This is a genomic window from Streptomyces sp. NPDC026673 (genome assembly GCF_040638135.1).
GTDB lineage: Bacteria > Actinomycetota > Actinomycetes > Streptomycetales > Streptomycetaceae > Actinacidiphila.
The window spans coordinates 247,353-260,905 of the sequence record NZ_JBEZXR010000002.1; the positions used below are offsets into that span (position 1 = coordinate 247,353).

General features: G+C 68.5%; 17 protein-coding genes, 1 tRNA gene and 1 pseudogene. 6 read left to right on the forward strand and 13 right to left on the reverse strand.

What is annotated here, in order from left to right; genetic code table 11:
• Positions 1–24 precede the first annotated feature (24 nt).
• From AB0F62_RS02710 to AB0F62_RS02735, 6 genes are all read right to left on the reverse strand, one after another.
• A complete protein-coding gene (locus tag AB0F62_RS02710; protein ID WP_361791366.1) occupies positions 25–213 on the reverse strand; it encodes a hypothetical protein in 189 nt (62 codons plus the stop codon).
• Between the two features lie 29 nt (positions 214–242).
• The gene (locus AB0F62_RS02715; RefSeq protein WP_361791368.1) at positions 243–1,103 is read right to left on the reverse strand and encodes a hypothetical protein; all 861 of its coding nucleotides are present in this window, start codon (positions 1,101–1,103) and stop codon (positions 243–245) included.
• A gap of 136 nt (positions 1,104–1,239) precedes the next feature.
• Positions 1,240–1,680: a hypothetical protein gene (locus tag AB0F62_RS02720; protein ID WP_361791370.1), complete on the reverse strand. Its 441-nt coding sequence runs from the start codon at positions 1,678–1,680 to the stop codon at positions 1,240–1,242.
• A 205-nt stretch (positions 1,681–1,885) separates the two neighbouring features.
• A complete protein-coding gene (locus AB0F62_RS02725) occupies positions 1,886–2,173 on the reverse strand; it encodes a hypothetical protein (protein ID WP_361791372.1) in 288 nt (95 codons plus the stop codon).
• A 12-nt stretch (positions 2,174–2,185) separates the two neighbouring features.
• The gene (locus AB0F62_RS02730) at positions 2,186–2,647 is read right to left on the reverse strand and encodes a hypothetical protein (protein ID WP_361791374.1); all 462 of its coding nucleotides are present in this window, start codon (positions 2,645–2,647) and stop codon (positions 2,186–2,188) included.
• Positions 2,648–3,027: 380 nt separating this feature from the next.
• Positions 3,028–3,789, reverse strand: coding sequence for a hypothetical protein (locus tag AB0F62_RS02735; RefSeq protein WP_361791376.1), 762 nt, complete (start codon positions 3,787–3,789; stop codon positions 3,028–3,030).
• A gap of 370 nt (positions 3,790–4,159) precedes the next feature.
• Between AB0F62_RS02735 and AB0F62_RS02740 the strand changes: the two are divergent.
• Positions 4,160–4,370: pseudogene (locus tag AB0F62_RS02740) on the forward strand (site-specific integrase); the annotation flags it as partial.
• 223 nt (positions 4,371–4,593) lie between these two features.
• Here AB0F62_RS02740 and AB0F62_RS02745 read toward each other — a convergent pair.
• From AB0F62_RS02745 to AB0F62_RS02765, 5 genes are all read right to left on the reverse strand, one after another.
• Complete coding sequence (locus AB0F62_RS02745; RefSeq protein ID WP_361791378.1) at positions 4,594–5,037, reverse strand: hypothetical protein; 444 nt, start codon at positions 5,035–5,037, stop codon at positions 4,594–4,596.
• A gap of 211 nt (positions 5,038–5,248) precedes the next feature.
• Positions 5,249–5,737, reverse strand: coding sequence for a hypothetical protein (locus tag AB0F62_RS02750; RefSeq protein WP_361791380.1), 489 nt, complete (start codon positions 5,735–5,737; stop codon positions 5,249–5,251).
• A 403-nt stretch (positions 5,738–6,140) separates the two neighbouring features.
• The gene (locus AB0F62_RS02755) at positions 6,141–6,743 is read right to left on the reverse strand and encodes an SMI1/KNR4 family protein (RefSeq protein ID WP_361791382.1); all 603 of its coding nucleotides are present in this window, start codon (positions 6,741–6,743) and stop codon (positions 6,141–6,143) included.
• Positions 6,744–6,793: 50 nt separating this feature from the next.
• Positions 6,794–8,029, reverse strand: a complete 1,236-nt coding sequence (locus AB0F62_RS02760; RefSeq protein WP_361791384.1) for a helix-turn-helix transcriptional regulator — start codon at positions 8,027–8,029, stop codon at positions 6,794–6,796.
• Positions 8,026–8,346: an antibiotic biosynthesis monooxygenase gene (locus AB0F62_RS02765; RefSeq protein ID WP_361791386.1), complete on the reverse strand. Its 321-nt coding sequence runs from the start codon at positions 8,344–8,346 to the stop codon at positions 8,026–8,028. Before AB0F62_RS02765 ends, AB0F62_RS02760 begins: the two co-directional genes overlap by 4 nt.
• A 194-nt stretch (positions 8,347–8,540) precedes the next feature.
• Between AB0F62_RS02765 and AB0F62_RS02770 the strand changes: the two genes are divergently transcribed.
• Genes AB0F62_RS02770 through AB0F62_RS02785 form a run of 4 tightly spaced genes read left to right on the forward strand, consistent with a single transcriptional unit; the run spans position 8,541 to position 11,669 of the window.
• Positions 8,541–8,879, forward strand: a complete 339-nt coding sequence (locus tag AB0F62_RS02770; protein WP_361791388.1) for a hypothetical protein — start codon at positions 8,541–8,543, stop codon at positions 8,877–8,879.
• A gap of 26 nt (positions 8,880–8,905) precedes the next feature.
• Complete coding sequence (repSA, locus tag AB0F62_RS02775) at positions 8,906–10,297, forward strand: replication initiator protein RepSA (RefSeq protein ID WP_361791390.1); 1,392 nt, start codon at positions 8,906–8,908, stop codon at positions 10,295–10,297.
• Between the two features lie 2 nt (positions 10,298–10,299).
• The gene (locus tag AB0F62_RS02780; RefSeq protein WP_361791511.1) at positions 10,300–10,506 is read left to right on the forward strand and encodes a helix-turn-helix domain-containing protein; all 207 of its coding nucleotides are present in this window, start codon (positions 10,300–10,302) and stop codon (positions 10,504–10,506) included.
• Complete coding sequence (locus AB0F62_RS02785) at positions 10,503–11,669, forward strand: site-specific integrase (RefSeq protein WP_361791392.1); 1,167 nt, start codon at positions 10,503–10,505, stop codon at positions 11,667–11,669. Before AB0F62_RS02780 ends, AB0F62_RS02785 begins: the two co-directional genes overlap by 4 nt.
• Positions 11,670–11,745: 76 nt before the next feature.
• Here the strand turns inward: AB0F62_RS02785 and AB0F62_RS02790 are convergent.
• A tRNA-Pro gene (locus AB0F62_RS02790) sits at positions 11,746–11,819 on the reverse strand.
• A gap of 88 nt (positions 11,820–11,907) precedes the next feature.
• Positions 11,908–12,840: a metallophosphoesterase gene (locus AB0F62_RS02795; RefSeq protein ID WP_361791394.1), complete on the reverse strand. Its 933-nt coding sequence runs from the start codon at positions 12,838–12,840 to the stop codon at positions 11,908–11,910.
• A gap of 76 nt (positions 12,841–12,916) precedes the next feature.
• Here AB0F62_RS02795 and AB0F62_RS02800 point away from each other — a divergent pair, with 76 nt between their 5' ends.
• The gene (locus AB0F62_RS02800; protein ID WP_361791396.1) at positions 12,917–13,378 is read left to right on the forward strand and encodes a GatB/YqeY domain-containing protein; all 462 of its coding nucleotides are present in this window, start codon (positions 12,917–12,919) and stop codon (positions 13,376–13,378) included.
• Positions 13,379–13,553 lie beyond the last annotated feature (175 nt).

The following is a 13,553-nucleotide window of genomic DNA, read 5'->3' on the forward strand; positions in this document are numbered from 1 at the left end:
CGCCCCGCGCGCGGGCGGCCGCCCCTACCGCCGGGGCCTCCGGGAACGCTGCCACTCCCGGACCGACCCGACCACCGTGAGCAGCACGAACATCAACACGCCGACCCTGATCGGCCCCCAGATCGGCCCGTCGTCGAGCAGCGCCCACCCCAGCACGCCCACCGCGGCCACGAGGAACGACGTCACAGCGTTCCCCAGCACGATCCGTCCCATGTCGCTTCCCTCGTCTCCCGTTCCGTCCGTCAGGCCGTTCCGCCGCCGGGGACGTACGGCGGGATGGTCCAACGAAGCGCCGTCCGGCCTTCGTGATCGCGTTCCAGTGTCACGGGATAGACGTGTCCGAAGCGTCGTTCGCCGCGATGCCTGATCGAGTGATCCCCGCTGTCCCAGCCGATACCCATCACCGGGCAGCCGGCGACCTCGACGGCACCGACAAGCAGGGGATGGGCCCGGCTCGCGCGGCTGAAGCGGTGAAAGTCGGTGTGCTCTTCGACCGCGACCATGACACCCCTGCCCTGCTCGTCCCCCGACCAGGCTCTGAGGGAGCCGCCGATCGCCTTGGCCTCCTCAAGGGGCAGGTCGAGCCATCCGCGCACGCGGCTGTTGTGCCGGGGGATGAACTCGCCGCCGAACTCGCGCTGGGCGGCATCCGCGTAGCCGCCCCAGTAGGTGACGTCGGCCAGCCCGTCGTCCGACGGCCGGCCGTCCCCCGTCCAGGAGTCCAGGGCGATCGCGTCGCCGAGCACCATGCCACACGGGTCCACCGGCAGGTCCCCGATGGCCTTCGGCCCGTCGCCTTCCGCGGCACTGCTCCATGGAAGGCCGAGATCGATCTCGAGGGTCGCGATCGTCGGCCCCCCGTCGAAGGGCGAGGCGGCCGTGCCGGCCCGCACCGTCAACGGCACGTCCACGGCGGCGGGTACGGCGACCATCTCGCACAGCCACTCATGGACGTGCCCGCCCCCCGAGGACGCCGCCGCGGCTGCCCGCCGGGACAAGGAGCCGCCGAGCCGGGGCCAGTAGTCGATCCAAGAGGCCATTCCCAGCACGAGAACACCGGACGGCGCCGTCACGACTCCCAAGTCGACGCGGTTCTCAGGCATGCGCCGATTGAACCCCCGCTCACTCCCCGGATCAAGATTCCGGCCCGCCACCGGCCGCGCCGACGCGGAATCGCCGGTGTGGAGTGAGGTACTGGACGCCTGGCCCGGTGATGAGCGGTCGCCAAGGCCGTTTGACTCACGGGCGCGAGGAGCTTTGGCGGTCTGTGCCCTGCTGAGACTGTTCCTCGTGGAGGAGAGCGGCGGCCTGCAGGTCGTTGGTCACCATCACCTGAGCCAGCCTGGCAGCGATCGCGACCACCGAAGCCCATTCCGGACTGCCCAGGTAGTCCTGATCAGGCGCACTGCTGCCGACTTGATTCTGCACGACGGAGTAGGCGTCACCCAGTTCTTTCATGAGCGTGACCTCCTCCTGCGTGCGCAGGCTCTTGCCCAGCCATGAGACGGGATCGCCTGCGTCGCAGAAATCGTCGAAGAGGACGTGGATCACGTAGTCCAGATCCTCGAACTCCTCCGGCCGCAACCAGACATCGCGTTGCCATGACGGGGTCGCGAGTGCCAGGACCGCCGGTACGACGTGCAGTCGGAAGAAGGGCAGCTCAATGCCGTGGTCTGTCACTTCGCGAGCCTACTGACGTGCTGTATGACCAGGAAGTCCCACGCGAGCGCGATGCGGTCGGCGAGGTCTGCCAAGGGTTCGGGTACACGGTGACCGGAGAACCCCGGTCCACCCTGGCTCGTGCGGCGTCGCCTTGTGGAGGCGCAAGCCGGGACCAAGAGGTCCGGGGTGTGGTTGGCCGCCTCGTGCGGTGTCCGGCGCGCCTCTACAGACCGCGCAGCGCGTTGTTCAGATCGTCGTAGATTGCCCAACAGGCGATGCTGCCGTCGCCGTGCAGGTCGCCCATGTACCAGTCGTCGTCCTGGACGGCCCTCACGAGGGCCAGGCCGCGGAACCCGAGAATGATTTCCGGATGCAGCACTTCGTCAGCTCCGCCATCAAGGGCGACCCACTTCACCGCCCGGTTTGCCTCGAGGACGGCAGCCTCTTGGTCCCCGGACACGTCGCGGATCTGCTGAAGGGTCCACCCAGGGGGGAGTTGTGCGTCTGCCACCCGAGGATGATCTCAGCCGGCCGGGGATCCGGGTCGGTCTCGGCACGCCGCGTACGCTCGCCCGACCTCCCCCAGGTACTGGTCCAGGCGGAAGCGAACCTCCTCGACGGCCCCTCCATCGAGGCCCGGGTACATCAGATCGGACCAGATGACCGTTTCACCCCGCAGCCGGACCCGGATGGTCAGCCTGCCCGGCCCCGGCTCGGGCAGCTCCTGGGCTGCCATCTCCACCTGGCACGGCACGTCCGTCGGGTAGAGCGGTCCGCCCGGGCGGAGCAGCCGCCGGGGATCGAGGCCGGCCATGCCGCCGTCGCTGCGCGCGACCATGTCGAGTCCGTCGACGAAGAGGTACGTGTGAACGGCGGCGCATACCGGCTGCCCGGGGCACGCACTGATGAGCAGCGTGCTCACCCCACCGCCGCCCTGCCCGTCGAGCGCGGTGGCCCTGATCTCGCGCGGGGACCTACGCGGCATCCGCCTGAGGTGACGTCATGGGCCGATCCTAGGGGCCGTGCCGCACGGGTTCGGAAGGGTGCGATCACTCCCGACGGTTCCGAGGGCAGATCCGCCCCGTGATCCGGAGAGGAGCGGTGATCACGGGCGGGATCGTCGGGAGCGATCCGAAGACTCACGGGGACACCAGAAGCGAGCAGGGCCGGTCTCCTCAGTGAGGAAACCGGCCCTGAGCTGCATCTACGAAGTCGGGGTGGCGGGATTTGAGCCCGGCCTCTTCGTCCCCAAGCAATATTGGGCCAGGCCACCGGTACCGCCACGATCGCCGCGGACCCGACGCCTTTGCCGTCGCAGCCGTTGCCGCAGGCTCGGCCCCCACCAGTCCGCCGGCACCGCGGACATCACTTCACTACGACGTTGTCCCCGGACGACGTCGACGGTCCGGTGGTGGTGTTGCCGTAGTACACCCAGCGCCACGTACCTGTCTTGGAGGCCTTCACGGTCGTCCTGAGATCGCCCGAGCCGTTCGCGTACACCTTCTTCACCGTGGTGTAGGAGGCGGTGCCGGCAGGCTTGAACTGCAGGCTCACCAGGCGGCCTCCGTAGGAGGCGTACTTCCTGGTCTCCCAGTTGGCCCGCGTGACCTTTCCGGTCACGGTGATGGTCCTGTCCTTGGACACCGGTTCGGGCGAGGCGTTGACGGTCAGGCGGGAGTTGCGCTTGACGTGGACCGTCAAACCCTTGTCGTCGGTGTCACCACCGCCGCCCTCGAAGTACACCTCGGCCCCGACCTTCCAGGCCCCGGCCTCGCTGTTGCGCATGTCCCACACGCTCGGGTCGAAAAACATCGTCTCGTTGATGTCGCAGACGCCCGAGCTCACCTTGATGCAGTCGCTCGTCTCGATGGCGTGCCACAGCCGATCACCCGCACCACCCCGGTACAGGAACACCGCCGGCCACTTCCACTTGTGAGTGGTCGCCATCCGGAAGGAGACGGGCACCGCGACCTCCTTCGACACCCCGATCACAATCGGCTTGCCGCCGTTCACCTGGACACGGGTGAACGAAGCCCCACCCTCGGCCGCCGAGGCCGGCGCCGCGGCCACGGCTGTGAACGCCGCCGCCGCACCACCGGCTACGACGGCTCTCCAGACCTTCCCCACCTGATCCCCAATCTCCTTACGGAAAGGCGCCGAAGGCCATCCCTCCAGCGCCTTACAGACAGCCGGCATCCGCACGGGGTTGTACACCCGCGCATCACAATGGGGCATCGGACAACCCCCGCCTCCCGCGAGGCGGAGAGGTGGGTGCGATGAAGGTGCGCCGGCCGCGAATCGGGCCGGCTTCCTGCCCGCCCGCAGTAGCCCGATGTGGGCCCCGATCTTCGAGGCTCGCCCCATGGTGGCCGTGTGAAGCCGCGAAGCCGACCGCCCCAGCCACAGAGGGTTTCCCTCGGCACCCCATGATGGCGGGCCGGCGGAAAGACGAAGACCGAGGTCATGGCCTACGTGGCAGGCCGCGACCAGGGCACCGTGGACGCCCCGGGAGCCGCGTCACAGCTTCGTGTCCCTGCTCTCGGACCACGGGGGTGCCGTTGGAGGAGATCTCGCGCCTGGTCGGCCACTCGGGGACGGCGGTCACTGAGGAGGTCCACCGGAAGCAGATCCGCCCCGTGATTCAGACAGGGGCGGTCGTGATGGACGGCATCTTCAAGCGCGAGCCGAAGCCGTGGGCACTCACTTAGACACTCAACAGCAAGCAGGGCCGGTTTCCTCAGTGAGGAAACCGGCCCTGACCTGCATCTACGAAGTCGGGGTGGCGGGATTTGAACCCACGGCCTCTTCGTCCCGAAGCAACTCGGCCGGGCGCTCGACCAGCGGCCGGTGCACTTCTCACCTGCTGCGATGGTCCGCAGGTGTCCGCGCTTGTCCTCCACTGTATGTCGGCGTTGTCACGCAGTTAGACACTCAATCCTGTCGCTCAGGATGACGGCTAGTGGTCGGCCCATGCCTCGGCTCGGGATCGTGCATTGCAGCGAGCTCTCTCAGGTCGTTTGTGACCATGACCTGGGCAAGGCGTCCGGCGACGGCCACGACTTCCGGCCAGGCGGCTGACGCGAGATATTCCGCGTCGGTGTCGTTGGTCGCCTCGTGCGCTGCGGCGTTGAGCGCGACACCGAGCTCTCTCATCAGGACGACCTCTTCCTGAGTTCTCAGGCTGACGCCGAGGTACCGCTCAGGCTCGTCGGCGTCACAGAAGTCATCGAAGAGGGTGTGGAAGACATGGTCCAAGTTCTCGAACTTCGATGGGTCGAGCCACACTTCCCGCTGCCACGGGGGATTGGCCAGAGCCAAGACCACAGGCACGACGTGGACGCGGTAGTTCGCTATTAGTGGGGCGTCTTCGCTCACGAGTCCGAGCCTAGCGACTCCAGCATGAGGAGACGCCGGCGCCCTCGGGATCACCGCTTTAGGAGCGAGGTGGGGCGATCACAGTCGTGACCTGCAGGTTCCCTGCCTTGGGTGGGGTGCGACGTCACGTCCTCCGGAGTACCCCGGTTCCCCGTGAATCCCCGTCCGTTCTGGCACGGGAGTGGCACGGGGCGTGTTGCACGGCAGCGGCTCAATCGATGATTTCGAGGGGGTGAGGCAGGGGTTCCCACTCAGGTAGCCAGTCGGTAGCGGTCTTTCCGGTCAGCGCAAGATAGAGCCAGTCGCTGAATCCGAGGTCTGTGTCGTGCCAGTCGCCCCAGCCTCGGCGGAAGGCGGAGACGGTCCACTGGCCGTTCGCACGGGGCACGAGAAACAGTTGGTCTCCCTCGATCGTATTGCCCCAGAGCAAAGCGCCGTTCGGCGTGGGGAGCACCGGGTGGGGCACTTTGGGATTCTCTGCTAGGAGACGTCCCATCTGGCTGCTGTAGGGCTGCAGTGACCGTGATCCGCAGAGAAGGATGAACTCTGAGATGACGACGTCCCCGTAGGCGCCTGCGATCTCCGCGAAGTCGTCCGGCAGCGGCACCGACCATGAGGATGCGATGTCCTCTATCAAGGGACGCTCTGCCTGTCGGATTGGCGCTCCGAGGACGGAAACGAAGTCCTTGATCGTCTTCATGCAATCTCCGGATCTCACGACGACTTGGCGTACGCAATCTACTGAGGTCGGCGGAGCGACTTTGGGCGGGAGCTGCCCTGGGGCGAGAGATCGGGGCCCGTACGCTGGCCGCGAATCGGGCTGGCTCCTTGCCTGCCCGCAATAGCCCGATGTGGGCCCCGATCTTCGAGGCTCGCCCCAGGGCGGCTGCCTAAAGTCGCGGAGCCGGCCGCCCCGGCCACCGCGGTTCTCACCTCATGCCCTGGGCCTACCTTGCTGGCGCGCGGCGGCGGACGGCCGTGCCGAGCGGGACGGAGGCAGGAGCGTGGGCGCGGCCGGACGCGGGCCGCGCGCCCGGCGGAGCGTGAGCGACGCCGGGTGCCTTGATGAGGTAGAGAAACCCGTAACAGGCCTGTTCAGGGGGCTAAGCGGGTCCAGCAGAGGTATTCAGGCACCGGTGTAGCCAGTCCGTCGTCAAGGTCCAGCGTGTCTGGGGAGAGTGCATCCAGTCGGGAGTGGGGTATACGCCGCTGGCCATGGAATGAAGGAACCGGACCATGCCGAAGTCGAACCGATAGGTCGTGGCCGGACCGCGCGCCCACATGACGACCGGCCATGCATCCGGGTCGTCCCCCTCGGTCAGCCACCAATACAGGTCACCAGCCTCGTTCTCGCCCCATGTGAGCAAACCTCCCGGCTCTGGATACATGGGGTAAAAGGTGCCGCCCCACTCGTCCTTGTCCCACCCTTCGAACATGGGGGCGATCTCAGAAACGTGCCAGTCGACGAAGCCCCTGAAACCAACAATGGCACTGGGCCTGAGAGGAACCGAGGATGGCGCAAGTACGTACGACCTCAGCGAATCCGGGGTGCTGGCGTAGCCACCGCCATACCTGTCTACGAACGCCCGGTAGTCCGAGGGAAAGCTGAATCCCACCTCTGCCGGCGACTGCTCCCACGGCGGCTCGGCAACCTGGACTGAGGGTGGAGGCAGCAGCAAGGCCAGCCGTTCCAAGTGGTTGATCATTCGCTTCTCCGTTACGGGGATCCGCAGGCAGTGGCGCGGAGTTCCTAGCGTTAGGCGATCGTCATTCGGTCGGCGAGTCCTGCCAAGGGTTCGGGGACTCGGTGTCCGGAGAACTGGAGGAGGTCGCGGACTGCTTCGCGGGCCAGGTGGTGGGAGTGGACTTGTTCGGGGGCCAGGGTTTCGGCTTCGAGGAGTGCGGCGGTGGCCTCGCCGACGTGTCGCCGCTGCGCGTGCGCTCGCGCCACGTCAACCAGGAAACGTGCCTGGCGCTCCGGGGACAGTCCTGAGGGGTCGACGCGTTCGGCTACGTCCAGGGCCATTCCGGCGTCGCCGAGGTCGACCGCGGTGCTGACGGCGTGGATCTCGACGTTGGTGGGGCCGAACTCGGTGTCAAAGTCGTTGCGGTCGGTCCCGTTGGTGGCGGCGATGCGCCGGGCCTCATCGATGTGGGCGTGGGTGGCGGAGCGGGTTCCCTCGCGGGCGCTGATGACGGCCATGACCAAGTGCATGGCGCCCAGGAGCGACCTTTCCTCCGGTGGGCTGGCGTCTGCCTGGCAGCGTGGGGTCAGGACGTTGATCGCCGACATTGCCGCCTGTTCGGCCTGGTCGGTGCGCTGCTGCCTTATGAAGGCGTGGGCCAAGCGAAAGAGGCCCGCGACGACCTCCAAGGGTTGGCCGGCGCGTTCGGCTGCCTGGAGTGCTCGGTCGGCGGCGACCCACGCGGCGTCCGGCTCGTCCTGGCGCACGAAGCTTGCCGCGGCTACTTGGTAGGTCCGGGCCAGGAGGGCGTGAAGCTCGGCGCGTTCGGCTTCGGGGCCGTGGCGTACGGCGGCTTCGAGTTGCGGCAGCACCTTGGAGAGCCGGTTGCTCAGTGTCGCGTAGCTCGCTGCGTGGGCCAGGTCCCACAGCTCGTCGACGTGCCGGTGGAAGTCGTCGAGTGAGGGCTCCGGGCAGGCGGTGATCTGCCCGAAGAGGCTTCCCAGCGTGGGGTGTCCGGTGAGGGCGACGCGCAGCCCGTCGAGGTCGTTGCTCTGCGGCTGCTGAGCGGGCTCGGGTTCGGGCGTGATCTCGGCTTCCGGGCGCAGTTCGCGCACCGGCACTCCGAGGGCGTCGGCCAGGGCCTGGAGCACCGACAGGCGCTCGATCGGCTGCACCCCGCGCTCGACTTGGGAGACCCAGCTTTCGGAGCGGCCCATCTCGGCCGCCAGGTCGCGCTGGGACAGGCCTCTCTTGCGGCGCAGTTCGGCGACGCGTTGGCCCGCGGTGCGGTTGTCGGTGTCACTCACTGGGGGGCCTCGGTCGGGTACTTGCCGGCGTACGGGGCCATGAAGTCGACCTCGGTGTGCGCCACGTACTTGTCCCGCTCGGACAGGAAGTGCTTCGTGTGGGCCTGGCGCTCGTGCTCATCGAAGGCGGCACGGTCGGCGTACAGCTCGAAGAAGATGCGCTGATCTGGGGCGCCGTCGACCTCGTGGCAGGCGTAGACGAGGGTTCCGGGCTCGTTCGCGCGAATGGCGGTGGTGGTCTCGCGCACCAGGGCGTCGAAGCCTTCGGCTCCGCCTTCCTTGAGCGTGAAGCGTACAAACAGCGCGAAGTTGCTCATCTTTCCTCCTCGATGCCGGATTCCCAGCATCGCAGAAGTGCAGATCTACTGCTAGTCGCAGCTTTTCTATTGACCCGCAGTTTTCCTGCGAGTAGCTTCGAGTTACTGCTCCACTACATGACCACGCCCCGTGCGGCGCGCTCTCTGCCAGGATCACGACGCCGCCCGGGGCTCCCACAAAGGGAGCCTTCATCATGCCTGCAACGCTCGCTGTTCGTCCCCGTCTCGCCGCCGATGTCTGCGGTAGCTGCCGGGGCTCCGGCGAAGAGATCGACAACGACGGTTCGCTGACCGGCTTGCCCGGCGTGGTCCTGCCGTGCGGGGAGTGCCGCTTCCACAACCTGCACGACCGGCCCGGCGAGCACTGCCCGTGCTGGGTGCCGACCTGGGACCACGACGGCGGCCACACCGGCTGGGTGCCGATCCCGCTGAACTACATCGAAGACGACGGGCCGCTGTTCACGGCCTGCATGCGCCACAACGCCGCCGTGCGCGCGGCCCTGTTCACCGGCCCGGTGGCGGTGGTCGCGTGACCTTGACGCCTGTTGTCCCGGCGGTCGTGGCTGATGCTGCGGCCGCCTGCGGCACCGACCCCCACACGCTGGCCGATGCGCTGCGGCTGGCCAATGACCCGGGCTTCGAGCGGTGGCGGGAGCAGGTGCAGCGCACCGGTGGCTGTGCCGACCCGATCCATCTGCAAGGGCTGACCGTCACCCGGGACGCCGCCACCGGTCAGGTCCTCTACTCGTACTCGACCGAGGGGGAGCCGGGTGGGCGGTTACGGGTGGCGTGTGGCAACCGCCGGGCCTCGCGCTGCCCCTCGTGCGCCTGGACCTACGCCGGGGACACCTTCCACCTGATCCGCGCGGGCCTGACCGGGGATGAGCGCAAGGACGTCCCCGTGGCGGTCCGCACGCATCCGAAGGTGTTCGCCACGCTGACCGCGCCGTCGTTCGGGCCGGTCCACAACCGCCCCGACACCGGTCGCTGCCGCTGCGGGACCGCCCATGGCGAGCACGACACCGCGGTCGGAACACCGCTGGATCCGGAACGGTATGACTACGCGGGGGCGGTGCTGTGGAACAACCACGCGGGCGACCTGTGGCGGCGCTTCACGATCTACCTGCGGCGGGAGATCGCCGCCCGCGCCGGACTCTCCCAGACGGCCATGAAGGAGGTCTGCCGGGTTTCCTTCGGCAAGGTCGCCGAGTACCAAAAGCGCGGGGCCGTGCACTTTCACGCGATCGTCCGTCTCGACGGCCCCGAAGGACCGGAGGACGTCCCGCCGTCGTGGGCGAGCGTGGCGCTGCTGGATGCCGCGATCCATGCCGCTGCTGCTCGGGTCTCGGTGCCGGTCCCGGCCGCCGGCACCCTCCCGGCGCGGGAGCTGCGCTGGGGCCAGCAGGTTGATGTCCGCCCGATCGGCACGGATGACGGGCAGGAGCTGACCGAACAGGCGGTTGCCGCGTACGTGGCCAAGTACGCCACCAAGGCCGCTGAGACCACCGGCACCGTCGACCGCCGGGTCGGCAACCGCGAGGCCCTCGACCTGTTCGACCTGCCCGCCCACACCCGGCGCCTGATCGAAGCCTGCTTCGACCTCGACCCGCACTACCCGGACCGCAAGCTGCGTGCCTGGGCCCACATGCTGGGCTTTCGCGGCCACTTCTCCACCAAATCCCGCCGCTACTCCACCACCCTTGGCGCGCTGCGCCAGGTCCGCGCCGACTACCGCGCCCGCCAGGAACGCCAGCAGCGCGGGCTCCCCGACCTCGATGACACCTTGGAGGGCTCCACGCTCGTGCTCGCCCACTGGACCTACGCCGGACACGGCCACACGCCGGGAGAGTCCTGGCTCGCCGCCTCGATCGCCCGGGACATCCGCACCAACCGCGACACCGCCCGCGAAGCCCTCGCCGACCTACCCGACGAGGAAACGGGGGAGTGGTGACCATGACGACCGCAAGTCCCCCTCGACCCGCGCTCTATCGGGTTCCGGACGCCGTGAAGGTGCTGAACCTTAGCCGGACCGTGGTCTACGAGCTGATCCGTACGGGCCGTCTCCGCACAGTCAGGGAGGGCCGGGCGCGTCTCATACCTGCGTCGTCCATCAGTGACTACGTGGCTCTGCTGGAACGCGAGGCGGGGGGACAGCCATGACCAAACGGCGCAGTAGGGGAGACGGCGGTCTCCATTGGGACGAGAAGCGGCAACGCTGGATCGCCACTGCCAGCCTCGGCTTTGACCCGAGTGGCCGGCGCATCGTGAAGCGCGGCAGCGGCAAGACGAAGACCGAAGCCAAGGCCAGACTGAGGGAGATTCTTCGGGACTACGAAGACGGGCTCGCCATTGCGCCGTCCGGCTACACGGTGGAGAGCGCGGTGAACGACTGGCTCTCGTACGGCCTGGTGGATCGGGACAAGGGAACGCTTGAAGCCTGCGCCTTCCTCAGCCGGACGCACGTGATCCCTTCGCTTGGTGCCCGGAAGCTTCGCGATCTGAGCGCAGAGGATGTGGACAAGTGGCTTGCCGAGAAGTCGAAGACGCTCAGCACGCGGACCCTCCAAGGGGTCCACTCGTGCCTGAACCGTGCCGTCAAGCGAGCCATGGCCCGGGACAAGGTGAAGCGCAACGTCGTCGAACTGTGTGCGGTCCCCACGGGGCGGCAGGGACGTCCCTCCAAGGCTCTGACCCTCGCGCAGGCCGGAGCAGTGCTCAAGGCTGCTGAGGGCAGTTCGATGCACGCCTACATCGTTGTGGCACTGCTCACCGGGGCCCGGACAGAGGAGCTGCGGGCCCTCACGTGGGACCACGTCGTGCTCAAGGGGGACCCGGGCGCCGTGCCGCCCGTGCCGCCGCACATCGCGGTCTGGCGATCGGTTCGTGCCTCGGGGGATACCAAGACACGCAAGTCTCGCCGCACGCTCGCGCTGCCCGCCCGGTGCGTGGAGGCACTGTGGGAGCACTGGGAGGACCAGGGCTGGGACCGCCTGGCGGCCGGCGACAAGTGGGAGGAGCACGGGCTCGTCTTCGCCTCCGCGGTGGGCAATGAACTGGACGCGTCTCACGTCCGGCGAGCCTTCCGCGTGGCTCTCAAGGGAGCCGAAGGCGTCAATCCCGCCGAGTGGACTCCTCGGGAGCTGCGGCACAGCTTCGTCTCGCTGCTGTCGGACAGCGGGGTGCCGCTCGAAGAGATCTCGCGCCTTGTCGGCCACTCCGGGACCTCGGTCACCGAGGAGGTCTACCGCAAGCAGATCCGCCCTGTGATCCAGACGGGGGCGGTCGTCATGGACGGAATCTTCGACCGGGGTCGCGAGCGTTAGTCACGCAGATAGTCACGCGAAACGAGTCAGGGCTCCTAGGAAGATTTCCTAGGAGCCCTGACCTGCATCTACGAAGTCGGGGTGGCGGGATTTGAACCCACGGCCTCTTCGTCCCGAACGAAGCGCGCTACCAAGCTGCGCCACACCCCGGTGTTGCGTCGTGGCCTCGGGCCCGGCGCAACGAGGATTACTTTAGCGGACCTCCCGCTGGAGACGAAATCCGGTTTTCGCGGGCGGCTCAGGCGGGCGGCGTCAGGGTGAGGAGCGTGGCCTCCGGCGGGCAGGCGAAGCGGACCGGGGTGTAGCGGTTGGTGCCGCAGCCCGCGGATACGTGCAGGTAGGAACGGTGACCGGCGGCCTCGTGAGTGGACAGGCCCTTGACCCGGTCGGTGTCGATGTCGCAGTTGGTGACGAGCGCGCCGTAGAAGGGGATGCACAGCTGCCCGCCGTGGGTGTGGCCGGCCAGGACCAGCGGGTAGCGGTCGGCGGTGAAGGCGTCCAGTACGCGCAGGTACGGGGCGTGGACCACGGCCAGGGAGAGGTCGGCGTCGGACTCGGGGCCGCCGGCGATCTCGGCGTAGCGGTCGCGCCGGATGTGGGGGTCGTCGAGGCCGGCGAAGGCGATCTCGATGCCGTCGTCGAGCTTGAGACGACCGCGGGTGTTGTTGACCCCGACCCATCCGGCCACGTCGAAGGCGTCGCGGACCTCCTCCCACGGGTTGCGGATGACGCCGATCGCGGGGTCGTTCTTGCCGTTCAGGCCGTGCTGGCCCCGGACGCGCTCGACGAGGTAGCGGGCGGGGTTGCGCAGCTTGGGGGCGTAGTAGTCGTTGGAGCCGAAGACGTACACGCCGGGGAGGTCGAGCAGCGGGCCGAGGGCGTCCAGCAGCTCGGGGACGCCGTGGGGGTCGGAGAGGTTGTCGCCGGTGTTCACGACGAAGTCGGGGCGCAGCCCCGCCAGGGACTGCAGCCACCGGCGCTTCTTGTTCTGGCCGGTGACCATGTGGATGTCGGAGACCTGCAGGACGCGGATCGGCCGCATCCCGGCCGGCAGCACCGGCACCTGCACTCTGCGCAGGCGGAACGACCGCGCCTCGATTCCGGCGGCGTAGGCCACGCAGGCCGCGCCGGCAGCTGTGATGCCCAGGGGTACTCCGTATCGCGCGCGCATGGTGTCCATGGTGGCAGACGGCTCGTCAGGGATAAATTTCCGGCCCCCACGGCGGCGACCTGGCAGACTCGACGGCATGACCACCACGCTCAAGCAGCGTCTGAAGGACGACCTCACGGCTGCCATCAAGGGGCGGGACGAGCTGATCTCGTCCACCCTCCGTCTCACCCTCACCGCGATCACCAAGGAGGAGGTCGCGGGCAAGGAGGCGCGCGAGCTCTCCGACGACGAGGTGCTGAAGGTGATCGCCCGCGAGGCGAAGAAGCGCCGGGAGGCCGCCGACGCGTTCGAGCTGGGCGGCCGCAAGGAGGCCGCGGAGCGCGAGCTGGCCGAGGGCGAGGTGCTGGATGTGTACCTGCCGAAGCAGCTGGACGACGCGGAGCTGGCCGGCATCGTCGCCGCGGCGATCGAGGAGTCGGGGGCCGAGGGGCCGAAGGCGATGGGCGCGGTCATGAAGATCGTGAACCCGAAGGTCGCCGGTCTGGCCGAGGGCGGCCGGGTCGCGGCCGAGGTGCGCAAGCAGCTCGCGGGCGGCTGAGCCCACCGGGCCGGGCGCGCGGCCGATCGGGCCGACCCACCGGCCCGATCCACCGGCCCGATCCCGCGCCGCCCGCGCCGCCCGGCCCCGCGCCGGCCCGAGGCCACCGGGGCCCGGCACCGGGTAACGGGGCCCGAGGGGGCATCGCGGAAACGCCGAAGGGGCGCCAGGACCA

Bases quoted from the DNA above. Each gene is read 5' to 3' on its own strand.
- AB0F62_RS02755 (WP_361791382.1), bottom strand. From the start codon at position 6,743: ATGATCAACCACTTGGAACGGCTGGCCTTGCTGCTGCCTCCACCCTCA.
- AB0F62_RS02785 (WP_361791392.1), top strand. From the start codon at position 10,503: ATGACCAAACGGCGCAGTAGGGGAGACGGCGGTCTCCATTGGGACGAG.
- AB0F62_RS02795 (WP_361791394.1), bottom strand. From the start codon at position 12,840: ATGCGCGCGCGATACGGAGTACCCCTGGGCATCACAGCTGCCGGCGCG.
- AB0F62_RS02710 (WP_361791366.1), bottom strand. From the start codon at position 213: ATGGGACGGATCGTGCTGGGGAACGCTGTGACGTCGTTCCTCGTGGCC.
- AB0F62_RS02750 (WP_361791380.1), bottom strand. From the start codon at position 5,737: ATGAAGACGATCAAGGACTTCGTTTCCGTCCTCGGAGCGCCAATCCGA.
- AB0F62_RS02770 (WP_361791388.1), top strand. From the start codon at position 8,541: ATGCCTGCAACGCTCGCTGTTCGTCCCCGTCTCGCCGCCGATGTCTGC.
- AB0F62_RS02780 (WP_361791511.1), top strand. From the start codon at position 10,300: ATGACGACCGCAAGTCCCCCTCGACCCGCGCTCTATCGGGTTCCGGAC.
- AB0F62_RS02715 (WP_361791368.1), bottom strand. From the start codon at position 1,103: ATGCCTGAGAACCGCGTCGACTTGGGAGTCGTGACGGCGCCGTCCGGT.
- AB0F62_RS02730 (WP_361791374.1), bottom strand. From the start codon at position 2,647: ATGCCGCGTAGGTCCCCGCGCGAGATCAGGGCCACCGCGCTCGACGGG.
- AB0F62_RS02800 (WP_361791396.1), top strand. From the start codon at position 12,917: ATGACCACCACGCTCAAGCAGCGTCTGAAGGACGACCTCACGGCTGCC.
- AB0F62_RS02765 (WP_361791386.1), bottom strand. From the start codon at position 8,346: ATGAGCAACTTCGCGCTGTTTGTACGCTTCACGCTCAAGGAAGGCGGA.